We start from the raw sequence: 25487 nt of genomic DNA on the forward strand, positions 1-25487 counted from the left end.
GGCTGGCGACGGCGTTCGACGCCGCCCTCGCGGGCGCGGCGGCGACGGCGGCGCGCGCCGCGCCAGCCGGATTACCCATAGGCCGCGTGGCGGCCGGCGTCGCCGGCAAGCCCTCGGCGCCGCCCATGCCCGGCCGGAAGGCCAGCATGCGCAGCAGGGTCATCGAAAAACCGGCGTACTCGTCGGGCGCCAGGCCCAATTCATTGCGGCCATGCACGGCGATCTGGTAATACAGTTGCACTTCCTCGGCGTCGAAGGCGGCGGCCAGACGCACGATGTCGGCGTACTCGGGCAAGTCGGCCGGCAACGCCGCCGGCACGGTTTGCGCCAGCGCGATCCGGTGCAACAAGGTGCCCAGGTCTTGCAGGGCGCCGTTGTACGACAGGCTGCGGGTGGCCATTTCGTCGGCCACGGCCAGCAAGTCGGTGCCGTCCTGGCGCGCCAGCGCGTCGAGCAGGCGGATCAGGAAAGTCTGGTCGAGCGCGCCCAGCATGCCCTGCACCGCGTCCAGCGTCACTTCGCCGGCGGCGTAGGCGATCGCCTGGTCGGTCAGCGACAGCGCGTCGCGCATCGAACCGTGCGCGCCCTGGGCCAGCAGGCGTAGCGCCGGCTGTTCGAAGGCGATGCCCTCCTGCCCCAGAATGTTGTCGAGGTGGCTGATGATGTGGCCGGGCGGCATTTGCTTCAAGTTGAACTGGAGGCAGCGCGACAGCACCGTCACCGGAATCTTTTGCGGATCGGTGGTGGCCAGGATGAACTTGACGTGCTCGGGCGGCTCCTCCAGCGTCTTCAGCATCGAATTGAAGGCGTGATTGGTGAGCATGTGCACCTCATCGATCATATACACCTTGAAACGGGCGTTGGACGGCGCGTACACGGCCTGTTCCAGCAACTGCGCCATTTCATCGACGCCGCGGTTCGACGCCGCGTCCATCTCTATATAGTCAACGAAGCGGCCGGCGTCGATCGCGGTGCAGGCTTCGCACACGCCGCAGGGCTGGGCGGTGATGCCGCCGTTGCCGTCCGGGCCGATGCAATTGAGCGATTTGGCCAGGATGCGCGACAGGGTGGTCTTGCCGACCCCGCGCGTGCCGGTGAACAAATAGGCGTGGTGCAGGCGTCCGCTATGCAGCGCGTGCGTCAAGGCGCGCACGACGTGTTCCTGGCCGACGAGCGTTTCGAAATTTTTGGGGCGGTATTTACGGGCGAGGACTTGATAGGACATGCTGGGATTTTACCGTAGATAGCGGATGGAGCGGTTAATCCTGCGCTGGCCGCGCGCAGGAGCCCTGGTGGTAGCGGCTGCAAAGAGCGAATTGTAACAAGGTGTGCCGCAATTTGGGGAAAGCAGAGGTCTCCGCTACACTTTGTTTTTTCCTTAACATTCCAAGAAAATGAAGAAAATACTCCTGGTACCATTGTTCTGCCTGCTACACGCCAGCGCCTTCGCCGAGGACCGCGAATGGATTGCGTACGCGAAACTGATCGACAAACTCAAGCTCGACAAGTTCTACGCCTCCCCCATCGGCGGGCGCGACAAGGTCACCCTGTATGCCATGTTGACGCCGAAGAACAAGGGCATCAAGCCATCCGACGTGGTGCTGACCGTGGCGCACTCGGCCGGCAAGCAGGTGCTACCCATCACGCCGGAGGGCAAACTGTTTCTGGTGCCGAACGCGGCCTGGATCAAGGAGGACGCGAAAATTTGGACCAATCTGCCGACGTCGGAAAAAGTCGGCGTCGGCTTCGGCATGGATGCGCTGGTGCCGGACGGGCGGCAATGGCGTTATAGCAGGCTGATGGGCAGCGTCGCCCAGAGCAACGAGCTGATCAAAACGCACGCGGGCTTGTTGAGCCTACTGGTGCCAACGATCAAAACGGTGGTACTGCAATTCCCCAAGCCCGCCCAGTTGACGATACAGGGAAAGAGCGGCGCCAAACTCTATAACAGCGACGCGAAGAACCAGATCAGGCTGGCGCCGGAGCTGGCGCTGCTGCAAGAAGATCCGCTGATGCTGGTGTCGGAGCGGCCAGGCGCGGCTGAACTGGATACCGAGTAAAAATAGAGGGGGGGCGAAACAGAGGTGCCGACAGAGTATTGCATGCTTGCCGGAGCAAGATTTGAGAGATCAAAAGAGGCGAGCCTGATCTGCGGCACTTATGGGTAATAGCCGTGGCTGCTTCGTTCCCGACCTGACCAGGTTAGCCATGCCACAATGCGCAGGGGCCCGCCGGGTGCAATTATAACCGAGCTTTGGGTTTTCGTGGGGCGCCGCGAACAACACCGTGCGCCCCACCTCCCCCCTACAGCCCCAGCTCCTGCCAAATGCTGTCGACGCGCGCCTTCACGGCCGGCGTCATCGCAATCGTCGTGCCCCACTCGCGGCTGGTTTCACCCGGCCACTTGTTGGTCGCGTCGATGCCCATCTTGCTGCCCAGCCCGCTCACCGGCGAGGCGAAGTCCAGATAGTCGATCGGCGTGTTGTCGACCAGCGTGGTGTCGCGGCTCGGATCGACGCGCGTCGTGATGGCCCAGATCACCTCTTTCCAGTCGCGGATGTTGACGTCCTCGTCGACGACGACAATGAACTTGGTATACATGAACTGGCGCAGGAAGCTCCACACGCCGAACATTACGCGCTTGGCGTGGCCGGCGTACTGCTTCTTGATCTGTACCACCGCCATGCGGTAGCTGCAACCTTCCGGCGGCAGGTAGAAATCGGTGATTTCGCTGAACTGCTTTTGCAGCAACGGCACAAACACCTCGTTGAGCGCCAGGCCCAGCACGGCCGGCTCGTCGGGCGGCTTGCCGGTATAGGTCGAATGGTAGATCGGGTCGCGGCGCATCGTAATGCGGTCGATGGTAAACACCGGAAACGCATCCTGCTCATTGTAATAGCCGGTATGGTCGCCGTACGGCCCCTCCAGCGCGTGTTCGTAGCCGGACGGATGGCTCTCGTCCGGGTAGATGTGGCCCTCCAGCACGATCTCGGCCGAGGCCGGCACGCGCAGGTCGCTGCCGATCGCCTTGGTCAGCTCGGTGCGGCTGCCGCGCAGCAAGCCGGCGAACTGGTATTCGGACAGGCTGTCCGGCACCGGCGTCACCGCGCCCAGGATGGTGGCCGGGTCGGCCCCCAGCGCCACGGCGACCGGATACGGCTGCCCCTTGTTTTGCAGCGCGTGCTCGCGGAAGTCGAGCGCGCCACCGCGGTGCGCCAGCCAGCGCATGATGACCTTGTTGCGCCCCAACACCTGCTGGCGGTAGATGCCCAGGTTCTGCCGCTTCTTGTTCGGCCCCTTGGTAATGGTCAGGCCCCAGGTGATCAGCGGCGCCACGTCGCCCGGCCAGCAATGTTGGATCGGCAGCTTGGCCAGGTCGACGTCGTTGCCTTCCCACACCACCTCGTGGCAGGGCGCGCCGCGCACTTCCTTCGGCGACATATCCCAGACCGCCTTGACCAGCGAACCCAGCCCCAGCAAGTCCTTGAAGCCCTTCGGCGGCTCCGGCTCCTTCAGGCGCGCCAGCACATGGCCGATATTGCGTAACTCGCCGACGTCCTCGGCGCCCATGCCCAGCGCCACCCGGCGCGGCGTGCCGAATAAATTACCCAGCACCGGCATGCTATGCCCAAGCGGCCGCTGGAACAGCAAAGCCGGCCCGCCGGCGCGCAAAGTGCGGTCGCAAACCTCGGTCATCTCTAAAAAAGGGGAAACCGGCGCCAAAATAGGCTTAAGTTCACCCATTCGTTGCAGTTGGGAAATAAAATCTCGCAAATCTGAATATTTCATGTGTTTTTAATTTTTTTTGATGGAAGGCGTTGTCGCTTCAATATCTATGCCAAGTAATTGATTTTATTGGGTTTCTGAGCAATGCAAGCAAAAAAGTAAGACATAAAAGTAATAAAGAATGAAAGTGTTAGTATTGACTTGATATAAACTGGCTTCTACAATTTGCCCTACTTGAAGAGGACACCGGTCTGCGGACCCGATTGTACGTCACTCATTCATTCACGGAGTCGGGGCTCCACATGGCATTTTAAGGAGTGTTTTCAAAAGGCGTCTGCCTTGCCCCCGAAAAAAGTTGTATTGCGACTGGTCCTATACCACAGGGAACGACCAGCTCAGGCAAGCAATGACGGCGTCTTTCGCGCGCACCACCGCGGCGACAGACGATGCTATTTCTGATGCACGGCACTGGCCAGCTACGCTGCGGTTACACGCGGCGCGGGGACCCTTTTTCGCGACATTTCAGGGGAATTCTAATGACTAATCGTTTCACCGAAGCATCTATGCATGCTTCAAAGATGGCGCGCCAACCACGTTTGTGGCTGTCCACCGCGCGCGTATCGGCACGCGGCCTGCTGGCCACCGCGCAACACACCTTGACCATCCTTGGCATTTCCGCAGTGGCACTGGTGGCCCTGCTACTGGCCCGGCCCGACTTGGCCAAAGAAATGAGCAAAAGCCTGTTTGCCGAACCGGCCGTCGAAACGGCCCTGGTCGTCGCGGCGCCGGCGCTGTCGGACTTGATGGAAGCGCCGGCGATTGCGGCCAGCGCCCCGGGCGCCGCCACGGCACCGCTGACGGCCGAAGAGAAAGCCCTGCTCGGCACCAAGAAGCAGCAGCAATTCGTCACCTCCTGGCTCTCCAAGCGCTACCGCGTGGCCGGCGACGCCGCCAACATGCTCGTTTCCACCGCCTACCTGACGGCGCGCGAGATCAAACTCGACCCGCTGCTGATCCTGGCCGTGATGGCGATTGAATCGGGCCTGAACCCGTTCGCCGAAAGCCCGGTCGGCGCGCAAGGCTTGATGCAGGTGATGTCGAAGATCCACCACGCCAAGTTCGAGGAAATGGGCGGCGTGCAGGCGGCGCTCAATCCGGTGGCCAACATCCGTGTCGGCTCGCTGATCCTAAAAGACTACGTGACCCGCGGCGGCTCGGTGGAAGCTGGCCTGAAAACCTATGTCGGCGCGGCAGCCTTTGCCACCGACGACGGCTACGGCTCGCGCGTACTGGCCGAGTACAACCGCCTCAAGCAAGTCTCGACCGGTAAAAAAGTGCCGACCACATCGTCGCCCGTGATGGTCGCCGCCGCGCCGGCCGCCTCGCCAGCGGCCCCGAGCGTCGACAAAGCCACCACCGCGCTGCTGCAGCAAGACGACTTGGCGGGCCTGTAAAGCGTCCCCTATATATATACACGCCAACAAGGCGGACGGTCCTCGCGGACCGCCCGCTTTTTTCGTTGCGGGCCGGCTGTCATTTTCAGAAGGCGACTGCACAGATTTTCAGGAGCTAATTGCACAGCGCTGATGACCAGCCACGGCTTACTAGCTGCTGCCGAAGCACTTCGTGCGCTGCTATCTATTTGATGTGCGTAAGGCGACCTACGCGTGGAGGTATTGGCGTTTCGCCAGGAGGGTTGATGTTCACTACGCTGACGGTTGACGTCGTCTTAAGCTCGTATGGGACACGTACGTCCTGCCCCCTGAAGTCCTTCGTATTGCGCGTGATAATAGTCAGCTTCTTGACATCGGCTGTTGCCTGAATGATTGCGTCTGGCAATCCGATTTTCGGCCCTAGACGGCGGCGCTCGGACATGATGGCTGCTGCGGCCTGCATGATTTCGGGGTCGATCTCGATGATCTCGAACCCGAAGTCCGCCATGAATTCGTCGAAACGCGGCACGTCAGTCACATCAGCTCCACCATACAATTCCATCCAGGTGATCACGCTGATGGCTGGATTGTCCCAGTGTGCCAATTCAGTTAGCGCTTCCGCGTAGCCTTTGCTCCAGTCGATCAGGATATTGGTGTCAAAAAGAACTAGCAGCCTGTCGGACTTGAGCCGACGCACTGGCGCCGGATTCTTGATTTGCACAAAAAATAGGCAGAGTGCGGCGATTTTTGAAGGTTTTTGAGGGTTTGCCGGGCAATTTCCCTATTTATCCAAATTTTGGACGTAGTGCTGCCATTCGTTTCAAATTCCACGCCAAACAAACCAAGCTCCATTCGCCGTATACCAACTCCAAACCGCGCAGCGAGAACTGACGGAATCCCATCACCGATTTGATGATGCCAAAGACTGGTTCGATGGTTTGCTTGCGCAGTGCGTACTGTGCACGCCCGGCCTTGGTTTTGAGCGTGTGCGCCATGGTCTGTACGACGCCGGCGTCAGCGGCCAGTGGCGCCGGTTCGCTGTGGCGTTCGCGCCAGTCTGGATGGTGCTGGTCGCGCGCCACGGCGATCAGAGGCGTCACATTCGCATCCGCGCAGGCGACGATGTTTCTTTCACTGCAGTATCCTGTGTCGGCGAGCAGGCATTTCGGCATGCCCACGACCGCCGACTGCGCCTCCACGAGCTCCAGCATCGGGACCACTTGTTCCTTGTCGTTGGGCGCCTGCGTCACGCGCGTTGCAATGACCAGCATCGTGGCGACGTCGGCTGCGGCTTGCGTGTTGTAGCATTGTTCGAAACCGCCGCCCGAGACTGGCATGATGCGCGACTCCTCGTCCGTCAGATTGATCTGGTCGCTCGCTTTCGGTCCCGGCTCGGGCGCCTTGGGTGGCTTGCCTCCCAGCTTCTTACCGGCTTCTTTTTCCTTGGCCGCGCGGCGCGCCATCTTCTCTTCGTAGTCTGCCTTCTCGCGCTGAAAGCGCTCTTCGGCGCGCGCGGCGATCTTGCGCTTGGCGTCGTCCATCACCGCCAAGCGGTCTTCGCGCCGCCTGATTTCCTCGGGCAGGCTGACGCCGTCAGGAACGTCAACTTGGTCGGCCTGTTCGGCCAGGGCCAGCAGTTCCTGCACTTCCGCCTTGAGCTGCACTTCCAATTTTTCGATGTGACCGTGCGACAGGGCGCTGTGGCGCGAGGCGTTGGCATGGATCTTGGTGCCGTCCAGGCTAATCGTGCCCAATTTGAGCAAATGCATTTCCTTGGCCAGCTCGAGCACCTGCATGAACACGCCCACTACCTCGGCAAGAAAGCGCCGCCGGAACGTGGCCAGCGTGTCATGGTCGGGATGGCTGCCGGCTGCAATGTAGCGGAACGCGACCGAGTCGTAGGTCGCGCGTTCAAGTTTTCGGCTCGAAAATACGCCAGTGGCGTATCCATAAACCAGAATTCCCAACAGCGTCGCCGGGTGGTGGGCCCTCGACCCGCGTCCTGCATATTGCCGCGTCAGATTCGACAAATCCAGTTGATCGATCACTTCGACAACGAAGCGCGCCAGATGATCTTCGTTCAGCCAGTCCTCCAGCGAAGGCGGCATCAGATAGGCTGTGTGGCGGTCGTTAGTGATGAAGCGGGACATGGTAAAGATCCGTTGCCTGAACAGTCAATATTTTCTCATGTTCATGCAACTTCAGGGCAACAAGTCCGACAGGCTGCTAGGCCCGCCATTCAGACCTCAGTTCCCGCTGGTATTCCAATCCGTCCGCTGGGATGTCTGGACGGCGCGACCAGATACCAGCAACCTTCTTGAGCGCAGCCATGCGACGTGCTCGGCGTGCTTCGATCGTATCTTCTACAACCGATTCGGTCGTCGCAGTAGTATCAAGAACATGATGATCACCAAGTGAGTGTTTCAGGGTTGCCATAGCGCACCTCCATTTTGTGAATGTTAATGTAAGTGTAGCGCATCCACTAGCCCGTTGTCTCCCCAGCATTGGCGATATGTACGAAAATGATCGGTTACGTACAGGTTGGATTTGGATGTACTAAAAATAGGCACATACGGTATCGGACATGCCTTACAATTAGGACCCCCATTTCGTACGGATTTTTGCCATATGTCTCGCACTTTCATTTATGCAAGGGTCAGCACGATTGATCAGAACACGGACAACCAGATTCACGAGATCGAGTCCGCTGGCTTTACCGTCAACAAACGCTGGATCGTGTGCGAGAGCATCAGTGGGAGCGTCGCTGCCGCTAAGCGCCCACAGTTCGCCCGGTTGCTTGACCGCCTGGAGCCTGGCGATGTGCTGATCGTTACCAAGCTAGACAGGTTGGGCCGCAACGCCATGGATGTGCGTGCCACGGTAGAGCAGCTGGCGGCGGATTCTGTTCGTGTGCATTGTTTAGCACTCGGCGGTGTGGATCTGACAAGCGCTGCGGGCAAGATGACCATGAGCGTGCTTAGCGCGGTTGCTGAATTCGAACGCGACCTATTGATCGAGCGTACCCAGGCCGGTATCGCTCGCGCACGGGCCGAAGGAAAGGTTTTGGGTCGTCCGTCAGCGCTGACGAAAGTTCAGCAAGTCGATGCAATGGTCCGACTCGCGGCCGGTGAGTCGGTCGCCAAGGTAGCACGTGATTTTGGCACGACGCGCCAGTCCATCATGCGGGTAAGGGCCAGACATGTTTCGGTCGGTGCAACCAACTCCTGACATTCGAGCAGTCGCCTTCTAAAAACGACACCGGCAGCGCTGAAACCAAGCAAAAGCAAAGCGCCGCAGTCTGACCTTAATGCCGCTCAGTTAAGAATTTTCGTAGGTCGGGTGAGCCGGAACGGCGTATCCCGACTGGCGTCGGCAGCGGCGCGGCGTCGGATGACGCGGTCCGCTACTCCGACCTACGGAATCTTAACTGAGCGGCACTAGGGCCTGGCCCAGGGGTGCGCACTTAGTTTTACCTATCCCAACGCCGACGCCACGAAACTGCGCCATGAAAAAAGCCGCCGCGGGATCGCTCCCGCGGCGGCTTTTTGCCGCTTGCTTGGGCCGGCCAGTTGGCCGCCCGGCGTCTTAGCCGCGTTTATTGCCCGCGACTTCGTCGGCGCGGAACTGCGCCGCCAACTTGTCGAGCACGCCATTGACGTACTTGTGGCCGTCGATACCGCCGAAAGACTTGGCCAGCTCGACCGCTTCGTTGATGACGACGCGGTAAGGAATTTCCGTGTTGTTCTTCAGCTCGAACGCGCCGATCAGCAGGATGCCGTGCTCGATCGGCGACAATTCGGTGAGTTTGCGGTCGATCAGCGGCGCGACGCTGTCGCGCAGGGCGACCGAGTCCTTGATGGTGCCGTACAACAGCACGCTGAAATGGTCGCCGTCGGCCTTGTCGAAGCCGTGGGCGGCGCGAATGTTGTTCACGACGGTGGCGGCGTCTTCATTGTTAAGCAGCCACTGATACAAACCCTGCAACGCAAACTCGCGCGCGCGGTGACGCGGCGTGCGGTTCTTGCTGGGGTTGGCGAGCAAAGTTTTCTCTGTCATGATGTTTCTTACCTGTTCTTAATTACTGTGTTCACTACAAATCCGGCCTGCGGGCGAACCGCGCACGGTCCGCGCCGCATTGCTCGCTTACTCTTCTTCGCCGGCTTCCTGCAACTCTTCCAGCGCTTGCGCCAGATTCGCCATTTCCACGGCGACGCGCGCCGCTTCCGCGCCCTTGACCAGCATGCGCACTTCGGCTTGCTCGTCGTTTTCCGTCGTCAACACCGCGTTGGCGATCGGGATGCCGAAATCCAGGCCGACCCGGGTAATGCCCGCGCCCGACTCGTTCGACACCAGTTCGAAATGGTAGGTCTCGCCGCGGATGATCGCGCCCAGCGCGATCAAGGCGTCGAACTGCTGGGTTTCAGCCATTTTCTGCAGCACCAGCGGAATTTCCAGCGCACCCGGCACGGTGACGTGCAACACGTCCTCGTCGGCCACGCCCAGCTTGCTCAATTCGGCCAGGCAGGCCGACAACAGGCCGTGGCCGACGACTTCGTTAAAGCGCGCCTGGACAATGCCCACGCGCAAGCCGTCGCCGGCGAAATTTGTTTCGTATGTTCCTACTGCCATGTCAAACCTCTTCTATATTTGGAATAGATACTGTCTTATTGTCCGTTCGGCTTGGCTTGAAAACCCACCACTTCCAGATCGAAACCCGTCATCGACGGCATTTTGCGCGGACTGGCCAGCAGCTGCATCTTGCCCACGCCCAAGTCCCGCAGGATTTGCGCGCCGATACCATAGCTGCGCAGGTCCATACTGGCCGCGCGGCCCTTCGGTTTCACTTCCGGCGTGTCGAGGGCGGCGAACTGGGCGAACAGCTCGTTGGCCGATTCCCCGCAGTTGAGCAACACCATCACGCCGCGCTCGGAAGCCTTGATCGCCGCCAGCGACGCCGACACGTTCCACGAATGGGTGGTGGCCTCGGTTTCCAGCAGGTCGAGCACCGACACCGGCTCGTGCACGCGCACCAGCGCTTCCAGGCCGGGGGCCAGGTCGCCGTGCACCAGCGCCAGATGGGCCGAGCCGCTCGGCTTGTCGCGGAAGGCGATCAGGCGGAACTCGCCGTGCGCGGTCTGGATCGGCCGCTCGGCAATGCGGTCGACCAGGGACTCGTTTTGGTTGCGGTAATGGATCAGGTCGGCAATGGTGCCGATTTTCAAATTGTGCTGTTCAGCAAACTCCAGCAAGTCCGGCAGGCGCGCCATGGTACCGTCGTCCTTCATGATCTCGCAGATCACCGAGGCCGGCGTCAGGCCGGCCATCGCCGTCAGGTCGCAACCGGCTTCGGTGTGGCCGGCGCGCATCAGCACGCCGCCCTTTTGCGCTTTCAGCGGGAAAATATGGCCGGGCTGCACGATGTCGCTCGGCTGGGTGTCCTTGGCCACGGCCACCTGGATGGTCTTGGCGCGGTCGGCCGCCGAGATGCCGGTGGTAACGCCCTCGGCCGCTTCGATCGACACCGTGAAATTGGTGCCGTAGGCGGTGCCGTTGCGCGACGTCATCATCGACAGGTTGAGCTTGTCGCAGCGCTCTTCGGTCAGCGTCAGGCAGACCAGGCCGCGCGCGTGCTTGATCATGAAATTGATCGCCTCGGGCGTGACGAAATCGGCGGCGAGCACCAGGTCGCCCTCGTTTTCCCGATCCTCTTCATCGACCAGAATAACCATGCGGCCGGCGCGCAGTTCGGCGACGATTTCTTCGGTGCTGGAAATTGACATTTTTAATCCTTGGTTACGAAACCGCTTGAAGCGAAGTCCGTCGAGTGCTTCTCGAATTTTCGCGATTTTTCTATAACCTGCTATTTTAAAGGATTTAACGCATCCAAACTGGAATTAACGCTCGGTTGGCGCCGCCGGCGCCGGAATCGGCCGCCGCGCCCGGCCCATGGCGCACGGCCGCCGGGGCACGCCCTCTTACCTGCCGAGCGACAGCATACGCTCGACATAGCGGGCGATCAGGTCGATTTCCAGATTCACCTTCGAGCCGACGCCGAGGTTTTTCAGCGTCGTCATGGCGATGGTGTGCGGAATCAAGTTGATCGAAAAACGGCAGCCCCGCGCCGCGCCGGCGCCCAGGTCCTCGACCCGGTTCACCGTCAACGAGACGCCGTTGACGACCACCGAGCCTTTAAAGGCCAGGAACTTCGCCAGCTCCCGCGGCGCTTCGATGACCAATTCCCACGATTCGCCGACCGCCTCGAACTTGTGCACCAGGCCCAGGCCGTCGACGTGGCCGGACACCAGGTGGCCGCCCAGGCGCTCGGCCAGGGTCAGGGCTTTTTCGAGGTTGACCTCGGTGGTGGTGTCCAGGCCGACGGTGCAGTTCAGGCTTTCGCGCGAGACGTCGACGACAAAGCTGGTGGCGTCCTTCTCGACCACGGTCATGCAGGCGCCGTTGATGGCGATCGAGTCGCCCAGCGCGACGTCGGCCAGCGGCAGGCCGCCGGCGTCGATGTGCAGGCGCACGCCCGCGTCCAGGCCGCCGTCGAGCGGCTGCACCGAGCTAATTTTTCCAACGGCGGCAACAATTCCTGTAAACATGCGATACCAATCTTAAAGTGGGTTAAAGCGGGCAAGGATACGCAAATCGTCGCCGACTTGCTTGACTTCGTGAAATTTCAACTGTTGCTTGCGATCCAGCTCGGTCAGGGCCGGCAGCGCAAACATGCCCTGGGCGTCGCCGATCAGGCACGGCGCCAGGTACACCAGCAATTCGTCGACGCAGCCCGCGCGGATCAGCGAGCCGTTCAGCTTGGAGCCGGCTTCGACGTGCAATTCGTTGATCTGGCGCCGGCCCAACTCGTCCATCAACTGCGCCAAGTCGACTTTGCCGGCGGCGTTCGGCAGCAGGATCACCTCGTTGCCGGCGGCGTGCAGCGATGCCTGCTTTGCCGGGTCGGCCACAGCCGCGACGATCCAGGTGCCGCCGCCGTCGAGCACGCGCGCCGCCGCATCGATTTCCAGGCGGCTGTCGACGACGATGCGGCGCGGCTGGCGCGGTGTATCGACCGCGCGCACCGTCAATTGCGGATTGTCGGCCTTGACGGTGCCGATGCCGGTCAGGATCGCGCAGGTGCGCGCGCGCCAAGCGTGGCCGTCGGCGCGCGCCGCCGCTCCGGTAATCCATTGGCTGCGGCCGTTGTGCAGCGCCGTCATGCCGTCCAGGCTGGCCGCCGCCTTCAGCCGCACCCACGGCCGGCCGCGCCGCATGCGCGAAAAGAAGCCGATGTTCAACTCATACGCCTGCTCGGCCAGCATGCCGGTGCTGACGGCGATGCCGGCCGCTGCCAGCTTGGCCAAGCCCTGCCCCGCCACCAGCGGGTTGGGGTCGGTCATCGCGGCGACCACGCGGCCCAAGCCGGCGCGCACCAGCGCGTCCGAGCATGGCGGCGTGCGGCCGTGGTGGTTGCAGGGTTCCAGCGTGACGTAGGCGGTGGCGCCGCGCACGTCGTGGCCGCGCGCGGCGGCGTCGGCCAGCGCCTGCACTTCGGCGTGGGCCTGGCCGGCCGGCTGGGTAACGCCGGCGCCGATCACCAGGCCGTCCTTGACGATCACGCAGCCGATGCGCGGATTCGGCGAGGTGGCGTAAAGCCCCTTGGCGGCCCATTCCAGCGCAAGCTGCATGCCGTCTAAATCGTTGAGTATTTGCACGAGTGTCTTATATATGTATTGATGGCTAAAGGGTTTTGAATATCGCAACGTCGAAGCCGCCTGGCTTAACGCCCCCCAACGTCAGTGCCCGGCCACGCCGGCGCAGGTGTCCCGCTCGACGTCGGGATCGCAGACCCGCACCCGTCCCAACATATTAATTTTAATGTTGCGCGTGCGCGCGCCCAGCACCACCGACAGGCTGCCCCAGCGCGCGGTCATGCTGTTGCCAGCGCTGCAACTCCGTCCATCAGCATTATATGCAATATATAAGGGCGGCTGGGGCGATGAAAACCCCGCGCTGATCATTATGCCGGCCGCGACCGGTCCATGCCGCAAGATCAGTTCGTCGCCCCGGTCCAGGTTCTTACTGCCGTTTTTGTCGACGAACACGGCCCAGCCGCGCCGCCAGTCGCGGCCCATGGAGTCGAGCGGCGCCAACATGACGCGGCCGCCGCGCGCGCTCGCCTCGGAGCGGGTCAGGTCGATGGCCGCGAACAGGTCTGCGACCGTCGTGCGCAGCCGCTGGCGCGCGATCATGTCGTGCATCGACGGCATGCCCGCCGCCAGCAACACGGTGGCGATCGCCAGCACCACCATCAATTCGGCCAAGGTGGCGCCGCGGTACTCGCCGCCCCTCATGGCCAGCAACGCGGCGACGGACCCGACGCGCTTTTGTCGCCCGTGCTGGTCAGCGTCAGCGTTTGGCAGGCGGCGTCGGCGAAACGGGCGTCCACCTTGTCGGTGCCGGGCACGGCGTCCAGTTTCACGCATTGCGCAATGGTGTCGTCGACGCAGGCGGTGGCGCGGATTTCGTAGGCGCTCGCCACCGCCGCGCCCTGGCCCGACCACCATTTGAACAATTTTTCATCCGGATCGGTCGAGGCCGACGAAAACGTCAGATAGCTGTTGTTTTGGGAGTAATAGCGCTCCTGCTGCTGCATCAGTTGCATCAGCGCCGCCTGCGCTTCGGCCCGCTTCGCCTTGACGACGTGGTGCTGGAACGTTGGATAGGTCAGCGCCGCCAGCACGCCAACGATCACCAGGACGGCGAGCAGTTCCAACAAGCTCACGCCGGCCGCGCGAACCGGCCGCGGCGGGCGCCTCATTGCCCGCCCCCATCGCCGTCGCCATCCCCGGACCCATCCCCCGGCTCGCCGGCGGGCGGTTCATACTTGCGGTGAAAACGCTGTAGCACCTCGCGGCCGGCGCGCGCGCCGAAGCCGACCGCCGTGACCCGGTAAATATAGCGGGGAGGCGGCGCGCCGCCCTGCGCTTGCCGGGGATCGGGCAGCAATTCGATGATGTAGCGCGGTCGCCGGAACGGTAGCAAGCCCTCGCCGGCCACCATCTGCGCGCCGGTGAATTTCCCGTACGGCACCGAACGCGCCGTCGCCGCGTCGTCGTCGAAATCGACGCTCTGCCACAGCGGCGTCTCGCCCTCGGCCGGGCGCAGGCACAGGCCGTGCCCGGCGCCGGCCGCGGCGCTGGCGCAACCGGCGGCAAAGCCCTGCGCGCTGCCGGGTGCGAACATGGCGCCGCGAGCGGATGCCCCGCCCGCCCCCTCAATGTCGTTTTCCGCGTCCATCAATGCCTCCTCCGCCGCCTGTAGGGCGGTCAACCGGTCGCGCTCGCCGCGCGCCGCCTTCTCGCCCTGCAAGGCCAATTGCGCCGCCGAGACGCCCATCAACATCACCGCGACCAGCACGCACAGCGCCAGCAACAGCACCATGCCGTCCTCGCCGCCCCTTGCACGCCCGCGTACCGTCGCCGCCATGGCCTAGGCCGGCCGGTTGCGTAGCGTGATCGTCGTCACCAGGACGCGCCGCGCCCGTCCGCGCTGCGCCGGCGGCAGGCGGGCCTCGTCGATGCGCACGCCGGCGTCGGCGCCGCCGTAGGCGTCGGCGTAGGCCTTGCCAAACAAGTCGAATTGCGCCGTCCCGCCCCGCGGCCCGGAACCGCGCGCGCCGTGCAGCAGCAATGCAATCTGGATGCTGACCACGCGCTTCCAGCGGGTCCGGGCGTTCTTGTCGCGTTCCTTTGCGGCGGCGTCGGCGCCGTCCAGCGCCAGCGCCGCGTCCAGGGCGTCGATTGTGCTGGCGTTGACGTACTGGTTGACCGCGCCGTCGGCCGGCTCGTCGGTGTCGATCCCGTACAGGACCTGGAAGGTGTCGACGCCGCGCACGATGGCGTCGGCGCCCCAGCTGCTTTCGCCGCGGTATTTACAGCGCAACTCGGCCTCGCCGCCGGCGTCGGTGGCGACATAGAAAATGCTCCAGCCGCGCTCGGCCTCGGAATCGGCCGCGCCGACGCCGAAGCCGGCGCAATTGATCACCGAGCCATCGCCGCCGCTGCCCGAGCCGGCGCCGAAATAGCGCAGCGACAGCACGTCGCTGCCGTTGACGGCGCCGGCCAGCGGCGCCTCGATGCCGTCGCTGCCGCGGCTGACGCTGCGCGCGTCGAGGCCGCCGACGCTGGCGCTGTCCGCGGGGCGGGCGCCGGCCGGCGCGTCGGCGCCGGCGCCGACGCCGTTGGCGAAGATGGTCTGGCGCACCGCCCGGCCGATGATGTCGAGCGCGTAGCGGGCGCTGTCGTTCAGGCGCGCCGCCTCGACCTGGTTCAGGTAACTGGCGCTGGAGGCCAGCAACACGACGCTGGCGGTCAACGCCAGCAACGCGCCCAGCGCCAACGCCACCAGCAGCTCAACCACGCCAAAGCCGCGCGCCCGCGTCGGCGCCGCCGCGCCGCGCCGGCTCATGGCGCCGTTCCCGCCAGTACCAGCGCGACGGCCGGCGCCTCCCGGCCGGCGTCGCGCTGCAGCGGCCGGCCGTCGGGATGTTTGCCGCGCCAGCCGAGCTTGATGACGACGGGCGCCCCGGCGGCGCCGTCGCAGTCCCAGCTGGCGCCCTCGCGCGCGGCGTTCCAGCGGCGCGCGTCGCGGCAAATCACCAGCCGGCCGCCGGGCAGCGCCAGGCGTATTTGCCGCTTCAGCTCGTAGATGTCGGCGGCGGCCAGTTGCGCGCCGCTGCACGACTGCGCCGCAAAGCACCATTGCGCCGGCGCCGCCGGCGCGCCTTCGGCCAGCACGTCGTAGCGCAGGTTTAGATAGGGGTTCTCGGCGTCGGGCTGGCGCATCAGCACGGCGTTGGCGCGCATTCGCTCGGCCATGCCGGCGCCCAGTTGCAGCGCGTTCGACAGCAACGCCGACTGGTGCCGGGTACGCAACGCGCTTAGTTGCATGGCGCTGCCGCCGACCACGCCAAGCGCCAGCACCAACACCGCGACCAGCACTTCGATCATCGTAAAGCCCACGCTCTTGCCTGCTTGCATGGCTGCCTCCGCCTCGCTGAAAGGGCCGCACCGCCGCCGGGTGCGCAATTACACGTTAGCAGCGCACCCGGCCGGGGGCGTGACAATACGCAAGCGCCGCGCACAAACGCGGCCATCGACGGGAAATGACTGGGGGAAGATTGACAAACAGGATTGCAAAAAAGAACAACTTGGTGGCGGGAATGATTGCGACGGGGCGGCAACGGAGGCGCGGCGCTGCGCCGCCCGCGCCAGCCTCAGGACTTGCGCGGCTTGCGTTCGTGGCCGACTTCGGCGATGGCTTGCTGAAACTCGGCCAGGTCCTCGAAGTTCTTGTACACCGACGCAAAACGGATATAGGCGATCTTGTCGAGCGCCTTCAATTCCTGCATCACCAGTTCGCCGATATAGCCGGAATCGACTTCGCGCTGTCCGCTGGTGAGCAACTTCTCTTCGATCGACGCGATCGCGGTGTCGACGGCGGCTGCCGCGACGGGGCGTTTGCGCAAGGCCAGCATCAGGCTGCCGCGCAGTTTGGCTGCGGCGTATTCCGTCCGGCTGCCATTTTTTTTGACCACGACGGGCATCACAAGTTCAATCCGCTCGTAGGTGGTAAAGCGCTTGTCGCACTTGGCGCAACGGCGGCGCCGGCGGATCGCGTCGCCCTCCTCCGATACGCGCGTATCGAGAACCTGGGTCTCGTCGTGATGACAGAAGGGACATTTCATGGAGGCAGATGACGCGTGAGGAAACTTGTTTCAACAGATGGAACACGGGCGCGCGCCGGTTGAATGGCGCGCGCCCGCGATACTGATACTAACTACAACTAGCTTGCCGCACGATCAGGCATAGACCGGATGGGCGTCGGCCAGCACCTTGACGGCCGCTTTGACGCGCTCGATGGTGGCGGCGTCGTGCGGATTGTCGAGCACGTCGGCGATCAGGTGGCCGACCTGGATCGCGTCGGCTTCGTTGAAGCCGCGCGTGGTCATGGCCGGGCTGCCCAGGCGGATGCCCGAGGTGACGAACGGTTTTTGCGGGTCGTTCGGGATGCCGTTCTTGTTGCAGGTGATGTGGGCGCTGCCCAGAATCGCCTCGGCTTCCTTGCCGGTCAGGTTCTTGGCGCGCAGGTCAACCAGCATCACGTGCGATTCGGTCCCGCCGGAAACGATGCGCAGGCCGCGCGCGATCAGCGCCTTGGCCAGGGCGTCGGCGTTTTTCACCACTTGGGTCTGGTAGGCAACGAATTCCGGGCTCAGCGCCTCCTTGAACGCCACCGCCTTGGCGGCGATCACGTGCATCAGCGGGCCACCCTGGATGCCGGGGAAAATCGCCGAATTGATGGCTTTCTCGTGCTCGGCCTTCATCAGGATGATGCCGCCGCGCGGGCCGCGCAGCGATTTATGCGTGGTCGAGGTGACGAAGTCGGCGTGCGGCACCGGGTTCGGGTACAGGCCGGCGGCGATCAGGCCGGCGTAATGCGCCATGTCGACCATGAAATACGCGCCGACGTCCTTGGCCACCTTGGCGAAGCGCTCGAAGTCGATTTTTTTCGAAAACGCCGAGGCGCCGGCGATGATCAGCTTGGGCTTGCGTTCGTGCGCCAAGCGCTCCATCGCCTCGTAGTCGATGTCCTCTTCGGCGGTCAGGCCGTAGGAGACGACGTCGAACCACTTGCCGGACATGTTCAGCGGCATGCCGTGGGTCAGGTGGCCGCCTTCGGCCAGCGACATGCCCATGATCAGGTCGCCCGGCTTCAACATGGCGAAAAACACGCCCTGGTTGGCCTGCGAGCCGGAGTTCGGCTGCACGTTGGCGCATTCGGCGCCGAAGAGTTTCTTGACGCGGTCGATCGCCAGTTGCTCGGCGACGTCGACGAATTCGCAACCGCCGTAATAGCGCTTGCCCGGATACCCTTCGGCGTACTTGTTCGTCAGCTGGGAGCCTTGCGCCTCCATCACGGCCGGCGACGTGTAGTTCTCCGACGCGATCAACTCGATATGGTCGTGCTGGCGGGTGTTTTCCTTCTGGATGACGGCCCACAATTCAGGGTCGACGTTGGCGAGGTTGTGATCTTTTGCGAACATGTAAAAACTCCAATCGATAAGAGTGACTGTACTGCCAATGTTGGATCGAATGAGGGAAGCCGTGTTAACGGAAAGGCAGCCTCTTCGTGCAATGCCATCGTGGGCTGCCCAGGCGAACGGCGGATGAAATCTCACGTTTCCCGGTGGATGCCCACCTTTCGCCGATGCAGCGATGGCCCCCGGGGGCCATCGTGCCGACTTTTCGCCAGTCACGTGAGACGTAATGGAAGCCAAATTGTAAGGTAAGTGCTTGATTTGGGCAAGGAAACCGCTGCAAAGCTTGCAACAGGCGGTCGCGCCGCGGCGGCGCCGCCGGCGGCGGCGCGGTTTCGGCTACAATTTTGCCAGCCCACCCACCTTTATCTTCCATTAAGGAATCATCATGATCGTCTTCATCACCGGCGCCAGCGCCGGTTTCGGCGCCGCCATGGCGCGCACCTTCGTCAAGGGCGGCCACCGGGTCGTTATCAGCGGCCGCCGCGCCGACCGCCTACAGGCGCTGGCCGACGAGCTGGGCGGCGCCGCCCTGCCGCTGGTGCTCGACGTCGGCGACAAGCAGGCCATCCACGCGGCGCTGGCGGCGTTGCCGCCCGACTGGCGCCAAATCGACGTGCTGATCAACAACGCCGGCCTGGCGCTGGGCACCGGCCCGGCTCACGAGGCCGCGCTGGAGGACTGGGAAACCATGATCGCCACCAACTGCACCGGCCTGGTGGCGATGACGCGGGCAGTGCTGCCGGCGATGGTGGCGCGCGGCGCCGGCCTGGTCATCAACCTCGGCTCGATCGCCGGCCACTACCCCTACCCGGGCGGCAACGTCTACGGCGCCACCAAGGCCTTCGTCGAGCAGTTCACGCTGAACCTGCGCGCCGACCTGGCCGGCAGCGGCGTGCGCGCCACCACCATCGCGCCCGGCCTGTGCGGCGGCACCGAGTTTTCCAACGTGCGCATGAAGGGCGACGACGCCGCCGCCGCCAAGATCTACGAAGGCACCGCGCCGTTGACGGCGCAGGACATCGCCGACACCGCCTACTGGATCGCCACCCTGCCGCCGCACATCAACGTCAACAACATCGAGCTGATGCCGACCTGCCAGGGCTTTTCGGCGTTCTCGATCAAACGCCAATAAGGCGCCGCCGGGACCGTCGCAAAGTTTTACTTGTGCAACTTTGATGATCGAAACGTAAGCGTTTGTTACAGCGCTTGGCGTTTCGCCACGGCTCGGCTTTACTGTGGCCGAGCTTGTGGGCGCGCCGTCCGCCGCCGCCGCGGGACGGCGCGGCTGGGCGCTCGACCGCGCCACGCCTGGCGCAAATCGCGTAGTATGTTGCTCACTCTCATTAATGATAACAAATTAACTATGCCCGCAACCTTCAACTGGAGTGTGCGCGTCTATTACGAAGACACGGACGCCGGTGGTATTGTGTATTACGCAAACTACCTGAAATTTTTCGAGCGCGCCCGCACCGAATGGCTGCGCGCCATCGACGTCGGCCAGCACGACCTGCTGCAGCGGGAAGACGCCATGTTCGTCGTCAAAAGCGTCAGCGCCGACTATCACGCGCCGGCCAAACTCGATGACGTACTACAATTGACGCTGGCCATAGAAAAACTCGGGCGCGCCTCCATCGTGTTCGTCCAGCAAGCCTGGTGCGGCGAGCGCCTGCTCAACACCGCCCGCGTCAAGGTCGGCTGCGTCGACGCGGCGCTGCGCCCGCGCGCGGTGCCGGCCGCCGTGGCGGCCAAAATGCTGGCCACCTGAGCGACGCCGGCCCGCGCCGCCCGCCCCTACGAACCCACCCAACCGAAGCCCGCCAATGAACGCAACACAAGACCTGTCCTTCCTCGCGCTGATCTCGAACGCCCACCTGATCGTGCAGCTGATCATGGCCTTGCTGCTCGGCATTTCGCTGACCAGCTGGACCTACATCTTCCGCAAGGTCTTCGCGGTGCGCGCGGCGCGCCGCCAGACGGTCGAGTTCGAACGCAGCTTCTGGGCCGGCGGCAACCTGCACGCGCTGCACCAGAGCGCCAGCGGCAACCGCACCGAAAGCGGCGCGCTGGCGCGCATCTTCGACGCCGGCATGGGCGAATTCATCAAGGGCAAGGCGTCCTACGCCAGCCGCGAGGCGCTCGACGTCGGCGCCGTGCTCGACGGCGCCCGCCGGGCCATGCGCGCCGCCTTCCAGCGCGAAATGGACGTGCTCGAATCGCACCTGGCCTTCCTGGCCTCGGTCGGCTCGGTGTCGCCCTACATCGGCCTGCTCGGTACCGTCTGGGGCATCATGAACGCCTTCCGCGGCCTGGCCAACGTCCAGCAAGCCACCCTGGCGGCGGTCGCGCCCGGCATCGCCGAGGCGCTGATCGCCACCGCCATCGGCCTGTTCGCCGCCATTCCCGCCGTCGTCGCCTACAACCGCTTCGCCCACGACATCGACCGCCTGGCGATCCGCTTCGAGAGCTTCGTCGAGGAATTCTCCAACATCTTGCAGCGCCAGTCGCGCTAAGCCGGGGGCGAGCAGATGGCATCTTTTTCCAGCAATATGCGCGGTGGCCGCGGCCGCAAGTTCAAGTCCGAGATCAACGTCGTACCCTACATCGACGTGATGCTGGTGCTGCTGATCATTTTCATGGTCATGCCCTCGTCGAACAACCCGAGCGTGGTGAACCTGCCCAACGCCGAGAAGTCGGCGCGCCCGCCCGACGACTACATCCAGGTGGTGCTGAAACCGGACGGCGCGCTGTCGATCGGCATCCAGGGCAAGGCGCAGCAGACGCCGGAGACGGCGCCCAACCGCGCCGCGCTGATGCGCAAGCTGCGCCTGTTGCACGCCGCGCACCCCGAGTTTCCGGTGATGATAGCCGGCGACAAGGAAAGCAAGTACGACGACGTGATCCAGCTGATTTCCGAAGCGAAGAAGATCGGCATCAACCGGGTCGGCCTGGCCACCAAGTAAAGACGACACCGTGCAGAACATGAACCCCGCCCACGCAGACGAGGCGCCCTACCGGGTGCCGCGCGACAAGCGCCGCTGGCCCGCGCTGGCCCTGGCGGTGGGCGTGCACGCCGGCCTGCTGTTCTTCCTGTGGATCGGCGTGAGCTGGCAAAACACCGAGCCCGTCGCCGTCGAGGCCGAGGTGTGGGACGTGCGCTCCCAGGCCGCCGCGCCGCCGGCGCCGGCGCCCGAGCCGACCCCGCCTCCGCCGCGGGCGCGGCCGGAACCGGCGCCGCCGCCGCGGCCGGCGCCCAAGGTCGCGCCGCCGCCGGTGGAGGCGCCGCCGGTGCCGCAGGCGCCCGACATCGCGCTGGAAAAGCGCAAGGAAAAGCGCAAGGCCGAGAAGGACAAGCTGGCCGAACTGGCCAAGCTGAAGGAGCAGCGCAAGCTCGACGAGCAGGAGAAGGCCGAAAAAGCCGCCGAGAAGGCCGAAAAAATCGCCAAGGCCGAGAAAGCCGAAAAGGCCGAAAAGGTCGAGAAAGCCGAGAAAGCCGCCAAGCTGGCCAAGGAAAAGAACATCGCCAAGGAGAAGGCGCTGGCCGAGCAGGACGCGGCCGAGCAAAAAGAAGCGGCCGACAAGAAGCTGGCCGACAAGCTGGCCAAGAGCAAGCGCGCCGCCGCCGAGCAGAAGGCCGCCGACGCCGTGCGCAACCTCGAGATGAGCCGCATCACCGGCGCCGTCGGCGCCGGCACCAGCGGCACGGCCGCCAAGTCGACCGCGCCGCGCAGCGACAGCGGCTACGCGGCGGCGATCACGGCCAAGATCAAGAGCAACATCGCCTACAGTGGCAACACCGACGTGCCGGGCAACCCGCGCGCCGTGTTCAAGATCGACCAGCTGCCGACCGGGGAAATTATCTCGGTGCGCAAGGTCAAAAGCAGCGGCATCCCCGCGTACGACAGCGCGGTGGAGAACGCCATTACCAAATCGTCGCCCCTGCCGAAGAAGAAGGACGGCACGGTCGAGCGTGAGGTTGACGCAGGATTCAATATGAAAGACTTGCCTTGATGACTACCATGAAAAAATTCCACTACTGGATCGTCTGCAGCGGCCTGCTGGTCGGCGCCGGCGCCGCCCACGCCCAGCTGAAGGTCGAAATCTCCGGCGTCGGCAGCAACCAGATTCCGATCGCCATCGCCGCCTTCGCCGACGAGTCGGTCGCCCCGGCGCAGATGTCGGCCATCATCAAGGCCGACCTCGAACGCAGCGGCGCCTTCAAGGTCATCGACGCCGGCGCCACCCTGTCCGAGACCAGCGAGATCAACTACGCGCAGTGGAAGGCCAAAGGCGCCGACGCGCTGGTGGTCGGCAGCGTGCAGCGCCTGGCCGACGGGCGCTTCGACGTGCGCTACAAATTGTTCGACACCATCAAGTCGGGCCAGTTGTCGGCGCTCGGCCTGGCCGCCGCGCCGCAGTTCACGCGCCTGTCGGCGCACAAGATCGCCGACGACATCTACCTGAAACTGACCGGCGCGCGCGGCGCCTTCGCCACCCGCATCGCCTACGTCACCCAGAGCGGGCGCGAATACCGCCTGGAAGTGGCCGACGCCGACGGCGAGGGCATCCAGGTGGCGCTGCGCTCGAACGAACCGATCATTTCGCCGTCGTGGGCGCCGGACGGCACCAAGGTCGCCTACGTCTCGTTCGAGAAGAAAAAACCGGTGGTCTACGTGCAAAACCTGGTCACGCGCGCGCGCACCGTCGTCGCCAACGAAAAAGGCAGCAACTCGGCGCCGTCGTGGAGCCCGGACGGCAGCCGCCTGGCGGTGGCGCTGTCGCGCGACGGCCATACCCAGGTCTACATCGTCAACGCCGACGGCAGCGGCCTGCGCCGCCTGTCCAACAGCAACGGCATCGACACCGAGCCGCAGTTCTCGGCCGACGGCGCCAGCATCTACTTCACCAGCGACCGCAGCGGCGGCCCGCAAATCTACCGCATGGGCGTGGACGGCGGCGAGGCCAAGCGCGTCACCTTCGGCGGCAACTACAACATCAGCCCGCGCATCGCCTCCGACGGCAAGACGCTGGCCTACATCTCGCGCCGCGACGGCTTCCAGCTGTACGCGCTCGACCTGGCCAGCGGCCAGGAAACGCGGCTGTCCGACAGCGGCAGCGACGAGTCGCCGAGTTTTTCGCCCAACGGCAAGTACATCATGTACGCCACCGCGGCCGGCGGACGCAAGTCGCTGGCCGTGGTGTCGGTCGACGGCAAGGTCAAGCAACGCCTGTCCACGCAAGCGGGCACTATCAAGGAGCCCACCTGGGGTCCTTTCATGAAGTAGTTTTTTACCACTAACAGGAGAATTCCATGAGTAGCTATAAAAGTTTGGCCCTGATCGTCGCCGCGGCGGCAGCCTTGTCCGCTTGCAGCACCCCCGTCAAACTGAGCGAGCCGGCGAAAGTCGTCGAACGTTCGGCCGAGCCGGCCCAGTCGAACCAGGGCGCCGACACGCGCGCCGTCGAGCCGGTCAACACCGCCTCGACCGACCCGCTGAACGACCCGCAAGGCGTGCTGGCCAAGCGCAGCGTGTACTTCGACTTCGACAGCTACATCGTGCGCGAAGCCGAACAAGCGGTGGTGTCGAACCATTCGCAGTACCTGAACAAGAACAAGACCCGCAAGATTCTGATCCAAGGCAACACGGATGACCGCGGCGGCGCCGAATACAACCTGGCGCTGGGCCAGAAACGCGCCGAAGCGGTGCGCAAGTCGCTGGGCGCGCTGGGCGTGCCGGACAGCCAGATGGAAGCGGTCTCGCTTGGCAAGGAAAAACCGAAGGCGTCCGGCAGCAACGAAGCGGCGTGGGCTGAAAACCGCCGCGCGGACATCGTTTATTAATCGGCAGGCGACCCGGCCACGGGCATAATAACGGGGCGGCGCGCGGTCAACACCGCGCCCCGCCCCGTTTGCACAACCGCTTATGAAAGCACACCGAACCATGATGACATTCTCCAAAGCCGGCCTGGCCGCGGCCGTAATGGCCGCGTTTGCCTACCTGCCGCTGCAGGCCGGCGCCGGCCTGCTTGACGACGCCGAGGCGCGCAAGGCGATCCTCGACCTGCGCACCAAGGTCGACGCCGTCACGCGCGAGCTGAACGGGCGCATCGACGGCAAGTCCGACAAGACCAGCACGCTTGAGCTAATCAACCAGCACGAGCAGACCATGCAGGAAATCGCCCGGCTGCGCGGGCAAATCGAAGTGCTGGCCAACGAGTTGTCGAACGCCCAAAAGCGCCAGAAGGATTTCTACGTCGACCTCGACGCGCGCCTGCGCAAGCTCGAACCGCGGCAGATCAGCATCGACGGCAAGGACGCGGCGGTGCAACCGTCCGAGCAAGCGTCCTACGACGCCGCCCTGCTGCTGTTCAAGGCGGGCGACTACAAGGCCGCCGCCGCCGCGCTGGACGGCTTTGTCAAGCGCTACCCGGAGTCGGGCTACGCCGCCAACGCCCAATACTGGCTGGGCAACTCCCATTACGCGCTGCGCGACTGCAAGAGCGCGATCGCGGCGCAGCAGGTGGTCGTCAAGGCCTACCCGGACAGCCCGAAGGCGGCCGACGCCATGCTCAACATGGCCAGCTGCTACGCCGAGCTGAAAGACAAGGCCAACGCCAAGAAAACCCTGGACGCGCTGGTGGCGCAATACCCCGACTCAAGCGCGGCGCAAACGGCCAAGGAACGCCTGCCGAAAAAGTAATCACGGGGTAGTGGCATGCAAAAAATGCTGCGGGGCATTTGACAGGATCGCGCCCTGCCCCTATAATCTTTCTTCTTCGGGTCGTTAGCTCAGCTGGTAGAGCAGCGGACTTTTAATCCGTTGGTCGCAGGTTCGAATCCCGCACGGCCTACCACGAATACAGTACCAAAAGAAGCTGTTTGCAGACTTCGGTTTGTAAGCATTTTTTTAGTACGACGTTTTACTGTTGTTGTTTTATCTTTTTCGGGTCGTTAGCTCAGCTGGTAGAGCAGCGGACTTTTAATCCGTTGGTCGCAGGTTCGAATCCCGCACGGCCTACCACGAATAAGTTGAAAAGAACAAGGGTTGCATGCTCTGCGTGCGGCCCTTTTCTCTTCCAGGCGTTACCGTTTTACCTTGGGTCGTTAGCTCAGCTGGTAGAGCAGCGGACTTTTAATCCGTTGGTCGCAGGTTCGAATCCCGCACGGCCTACCAAGATGCACCAGGAAGCCCACGAATTTCGGTTCGTGGGCTTTTTGCTTTCCGGCC

General features: G+C 63.7%; 28 protein-coding genes, 3 tRNA genes, 1 other RNA gene and 1 riboswitch. Of the genes, 14 read left to right on the forward strand and 18 right to left on the reverse strand.

The features are described 5' to 3' along the window. A partial coding sequence (gene dnaX, locus ACFDR9_RS15725) for a DNA polymerase III subunit gamma/tau (RefSeq protein WP_409031603.1) occupies window positions 1-1225 on the reverse strand: 1225 nt, incomplete at its 3' end. A 169-nt stretch (window positions 1226-1394) separates the two neighbouring features. Between dnaX and ACFDR9_RS15730 the strand changes: the two genes are divergently transcribed. Continuing rightward, window positions 1395-2060: a hypothetical protein gene (locus ACFDR9_RS15730; protein WP_409031604.1), complete on the forward strand. Its 666-nt coding sequence runs from the start codon at window positions 1395-1397 to the stop codon at window positions 2058-2060. A gap of 74 nt (window positions 2061-2134) precedes the next feature. Here the strand turns inward: ACFDR9_RS15730 and ffs are convergent. Both ffs and ubiD read right to left on the reverse strand, forming a co-directional pair. Beyond that, an RNA gene (ffs, locus tag ACFDR9_RS15735) (signal recognition particle sRNA small type) lies at window positions 2135-2233 on the reverse strand. Window positions 2234-2304: 71 nt separating this feature from the next. Continuing rightward, window positions 2305-3789: a 4-hydroxy-3-polyprenylbenzoate decarboxylase gene (ubiD, locus tag ACFDR9_RS15740; RefSeq protein WP_409031605.1), complete on the reverse strand. Its 1485-nt coding sequence runs from the start codon at window positions 3787-3789 to the stop codon at window positions 2305-2307. Between the two features lie 515 nt (window positions 3790-4304). On the opposite strand from ubiD, the gene ACFDR9_RS15745 reads away from it, so the two are divergent. Continuing rightward, a complete protein-coding gene (locus tag ACFDR9_RS15745) occupies window positions 4305-5180 on the forward strand; it encodes a transglycosylase SLT domain-containing protein (RefSeq protein ID WP_409031626.1) in 876 nt (291 codons plus the stop codon). Window positions 5181-5364: 184 nt separating this feature from the next. Here the strand turns inward: ACFDR9_RS15745 and ACFDR9_RS15750 are convergent, their stop codons facing one another. The 3 genes from ACFDR9_RS15750 to ACFDR9_RS15760 form a co-directional block, all read right to left on the reverse strand. Continuing rightward, entirely contained in the window at window positions 5365-5880 is a 516-nt protein-coding gene (locus ACFDR9_RS15750; protein WP_409031606.1) for a PIN domain-containing protein, read from the reverse strand. 64 nt (window positions 5881-5944) lie between these two features. Continuing rightward, window positions 5945-7309, reverse strand: a complete 1365-nt coding sequence (locus tag ACFDR9_RS15755; RefSeq protein WP_409031607.1) for an IS1182 family transposase — start codon at window positions 7307-7309, stop codon at window positions 5945-5947. Between the two features lie 76 nt (window positions 7310-7385). Next, window positions 7386-7595, reverse strand: a complete 210-nt coding sequence (locus ACFDR9_RS15760) for a hypothetical protein (RefSeq protein ID WP_157406584.1) — start codon at window positions 7593-7595, stop codon at window positions 7386-7388. A gap of 192 nt (window positions 7596-7787) precedes the next feature. On the opposite strand from ACFDR9_RS15760, the gene ACFDR9_RS15765 reads away from it, so the two are divergent. After that, on the forward strand, window positions 7788-8387 hold the full coding sequence (locus ACFDR9_RS15765; protein WP_409031608.1) for a recombinase family protein: 600 nt from the start codon (window positions 7788-7790) through the stop codon (window positions 8385-8387). A gap of 357 nt (window positions 8388-8744) precedes the next feature. Here the strand turns inward: ACFDR9_RS15765 and nusB are convergent, their stop codons facing one another. The 12 genes from nusB to glyA form a co-directional block, all read right to left on the reverse strand. Continuing rightward, window positions 8745-9215, reverse strand: coding sequence for a transcription antitermination factor NusB (gene nusB, locus ACFDR9_RS15770; RefSeq protein ID WP_026132888.1), 471 nt, complete (start codon window positions 9213-9215; stop codon window positions 8745-8747). Window positions 9216-9302: 87 nt separating this feature from the next. Continuing rightward, the gene (gene ribH, locus ACFDR9_RS15775; protein WP_409031609.1) at window positions 9303-9788 is read right to left on the reverse strand and encodes a 6,7-dimethyl-8-ribityllumazine synthase; all 486 of its coding nucleotides are present in this window, start codon (window positions 9786-9788) and stop codon (window positions 9303-9305) included. A 35-nt stretch (window positions 9789-9823) separates the two neighbouring features. Continuing rightward, the gene (gene ribBA / locus ACFDR9_RS15780) at window positions 9824-10939 is read right to left on the reverse strand and encodes a bifunctional 3,4-dihydroxy-2-butanone-4-phosphate synthase/GTP cyclohydrolase II (RefSeq protein WP_409031610.1); all 1116 of its coding nucleotides are present in this window, start codon (window positions 10937-10939) and stop codon (window positions 9824-9826) included. A 195-nt stretch (window positions 10940-11134) separates the two neighbouring features. Beyond that, complete coding sequence (locus ACFDR9_RS15785) at window positions 11135-11761, reverse strand: riboflavin synthase (protein ID WP_409031611.1); 627 nt, start codon at window positions 11759-11761, stop codon at window positions 11135-11137. 12 nt (window positions 11762-11773) lie between these two features. Continuing rightward, window positions 11774-12844 (reverse strand): bifunctional diaminohydroxyphosphoribosylaminopyrimidine deaminase/5-amino-6-(5-phosphoribosylamino)uracil reductase RibD, encoded by a 1071-nt coding sequence (ribD, locus tag ACFDR9_RS15790; RefSeq protein ID WP_409031627.1) that lies wholly within the window; start codon window positions 12842-12844, stop codon window positions 11774-11776. A gap of 108 nt (window positions 12845-12952) precedes the next feature. Then, on the reverse strand, window positions 12953-13510 hold the full coding sequence (locus ACFDR9_RS15795) for a GspH/FimT family pseudopilin (RefSeq protein WP_409031612.1): 558 nt from the start codon (window positions 13508-13510) through the stop codon (window positions 12953-12955). Beyond that, on the reverse strand, window positions 13507-13977 hold the full coding sequence (locus ACFDR9_RS15800; RefSeq protein ID WP_409031613.1) for a type IV pilin protein: 471 nt from the start codon (window positions 13975-13977) through the stop codon (window positions 13507-13509). The genes ACFDR9_RS15795 and ACFDR9_RS15800 overlap by 4 nt, the downstream gene beginning before the upstream one ends. Further along, a complete protein-coding gene (locus tag ACFDR9_RS15805) occupies window positions 13974-14600 on the reverse strand; it encodes a pilus assembly protein PilX (RefSeq protein WP_409031614.1) in 627 nt (208 codons plus the stop codon). Before ACFDR9_RS15805 ends, ACFDR9_RS15800 begins: the two co-directional genes overlap by 4 nt. A gap of 48 nt (window positions 14601-14648) precedes the next feature. Further along, window positions 14649-15626 carry a PilW family protein gene (locus ACFDR9_RS15810; RefSeq protein WP_409031615.1) on the reverse strand — a complete coding sequence of 326 codons (978 nt, stop codon included), beginning with the start codon at window positions 15624-15626 and terminating at the stop codon, window positions 14649-14651. After that, the gene (gene pilV, locus ACFDR9_RS15815) at window positions 15623-16198 is read right to left on the reverse strand and encodes a type IV pilus modification protein PilV (protein ID WP_409031616.1); all 576 of its coding nucleotides are present in this window, start codon (window positions 16196-16198) and stop codon (window positions 15623-15625) included. Before pilV ends, ACFDR9_RS15810 begins: the two co-directional genes overlap by 4 nt. A gap of 236 nt (window positions 16199-16434) precedes the next feature. Then, on the reverse strand, window positions 16435-16905 hold the full coding sequence (gene nrdR / locus ACFDR9_RS15820) for a transcriptional regulator NrdR (RefSeq protein ID WP_026132892.1): 471 nt from the start codon (window positions 16903-16905) through the stop codon (window positions 16435-16437). A 114-nt stretch (window positions 16906-17019) separates the two neighbouring features. Then, complete coding sequence (gene glyA, locus ACFDR9_RS15825; protein ID WP_409031617.1) at window positions 17020-18264, reverse strand: serine hydroxymethyltransferase; 1245 nt, start codon at window positions 18262-18264, stop codon at window positions 17020-17022. 99 nt (window positions 18265-18363) lie between these two features. Next, window positions 18364-18487: riboswitch (ZMP/ZTP riboswitch) on the reverse strand. A 159-nt stretch (window positions 18488-18646) separates the two neighbouring features. Here glyA and ACFDR9_RS15830 point away from each other — a divergent pair. From ACFDR9_RS15830 to ACFDR9_RS15880, 11 genes are all read left to right on the forward strand, one after another. Continuing rightward, window positions 18647-19393, forward strand: a complete 747-nt coding sequence (locus ACFDR9_RS15830) for an SDR family oxidoreductase (protein ID WP_409031618.1) — start codon at window positions 18647-18649, stop codon at window positions 19391-19393. A 231-nt stretch (window positions 19394-19624) separates the two neighbouring features. Next, a complete protein-coding gene (ybgC, locus tag ACFDR9_RS15835) occupies window positions 19625-20026 on the forward strand; it encodes a tol-pal system-associated acyl-CoA thioesterase (protein WP_051068289.1) in 402 nt (133 codons plus the stop codon). A gap of 55 nt (window positions 20027-20081) precedes the next feature. Beyond that, window positions 20082-20771, forward strand: a complete 690-nt coding sequence (tolQ, locus tag ACFDR9_RS15840) for a protein TolQ (protein WP_409031619.1) — start codon at window positions 20082-20084, stop codon at window positions 20769-20771. 36 nt (window positions 20772-20807) lie between these two features. Further along, entirely contained in the window at window positions 20808-21221 is a 414-nt protein-coding gene (locus ACFDR9_RS15845; protein ID WP_017876769.1) for a biopolymer transporter ExbD, read from the forward strand. Window positions 21222-21240: 19 nt separating this feature from the next. Next, complete coding sequence (tolA, locus tag ACFDR9_RS15850) at window positions 21241-22269, forward strand: cell envelope integrity protein TolA (protein ID WP_409031620.1); 1029 nt, start codon at window positions 21241-21243, stop codon at window positions 22267-22269. Next, a complete protein-coding gene (gene tolB, locus ACFDR9_RS15855; protein ID WP_409031621.1) occupies window positions 22269-23543 on the forward strand; it encodes a Tol-Pal system beta propeller repeat protein TolB in 1275 nt (424 codons plus the stop codon). The genes tolA and tolB overlap by 1 nt, the downstream gene beginning before the upstream one ends. 26 nt (window positions 23544-23569) lie before the next feature. Further along, entirely contained in the window at window positions 23570-24100 is a 531-nt protein-coding gene (pal, locus tag ACFDR9_RS15860; protein WP_017876772.1) for a peptidoglycan-associated lipoprotein Pal, read from the forward strand. Window positions 24101-24200: 100 nt separating this feature from the next. Then, window positions 24201-24959: a tol-pal system protein YbgF gene (gene ybgF, locus ACFDR9_RS15865; RefSeq protein ID WP_409031622.1), complete on the forward strand. Its 759-nt coding sequence runs from the start codon at window positions 24201-24203 to the stop codon at window positions 24957-24959. Between the two features lie 78 nt (window positions 24960-25037). Next, a tRNA-Lys gene (locus ACFDR9_RS15870) sits at window positions 25038-25113 on the forward strand. Window positions 25114-25204: 91 nt separating this feature from the next. After that, window positions 25205-25280 (forward strand) — tRNA-Lys (locus ACFDR9_RS15875). Window positions 25281-25357: 77 nt separating this feature from the next. Beyond that, a tRNA-Lys gene (locus ACFDR9_RS15880) sits at window positions 25358-25433 on the forward strand. The last annotated feature ends 54 nt before the right edge of the window (window positions 25434-25487 follow it).

The organism is Janthinobacterium sp. CG_23.3, from assembly GCF_046115965.1.
GTDB lineage: Bacteria > Pseudomonadota > Gammaproteobacteria > Burkholderiales > Burkholderiaceae_D > Janthinobacterium.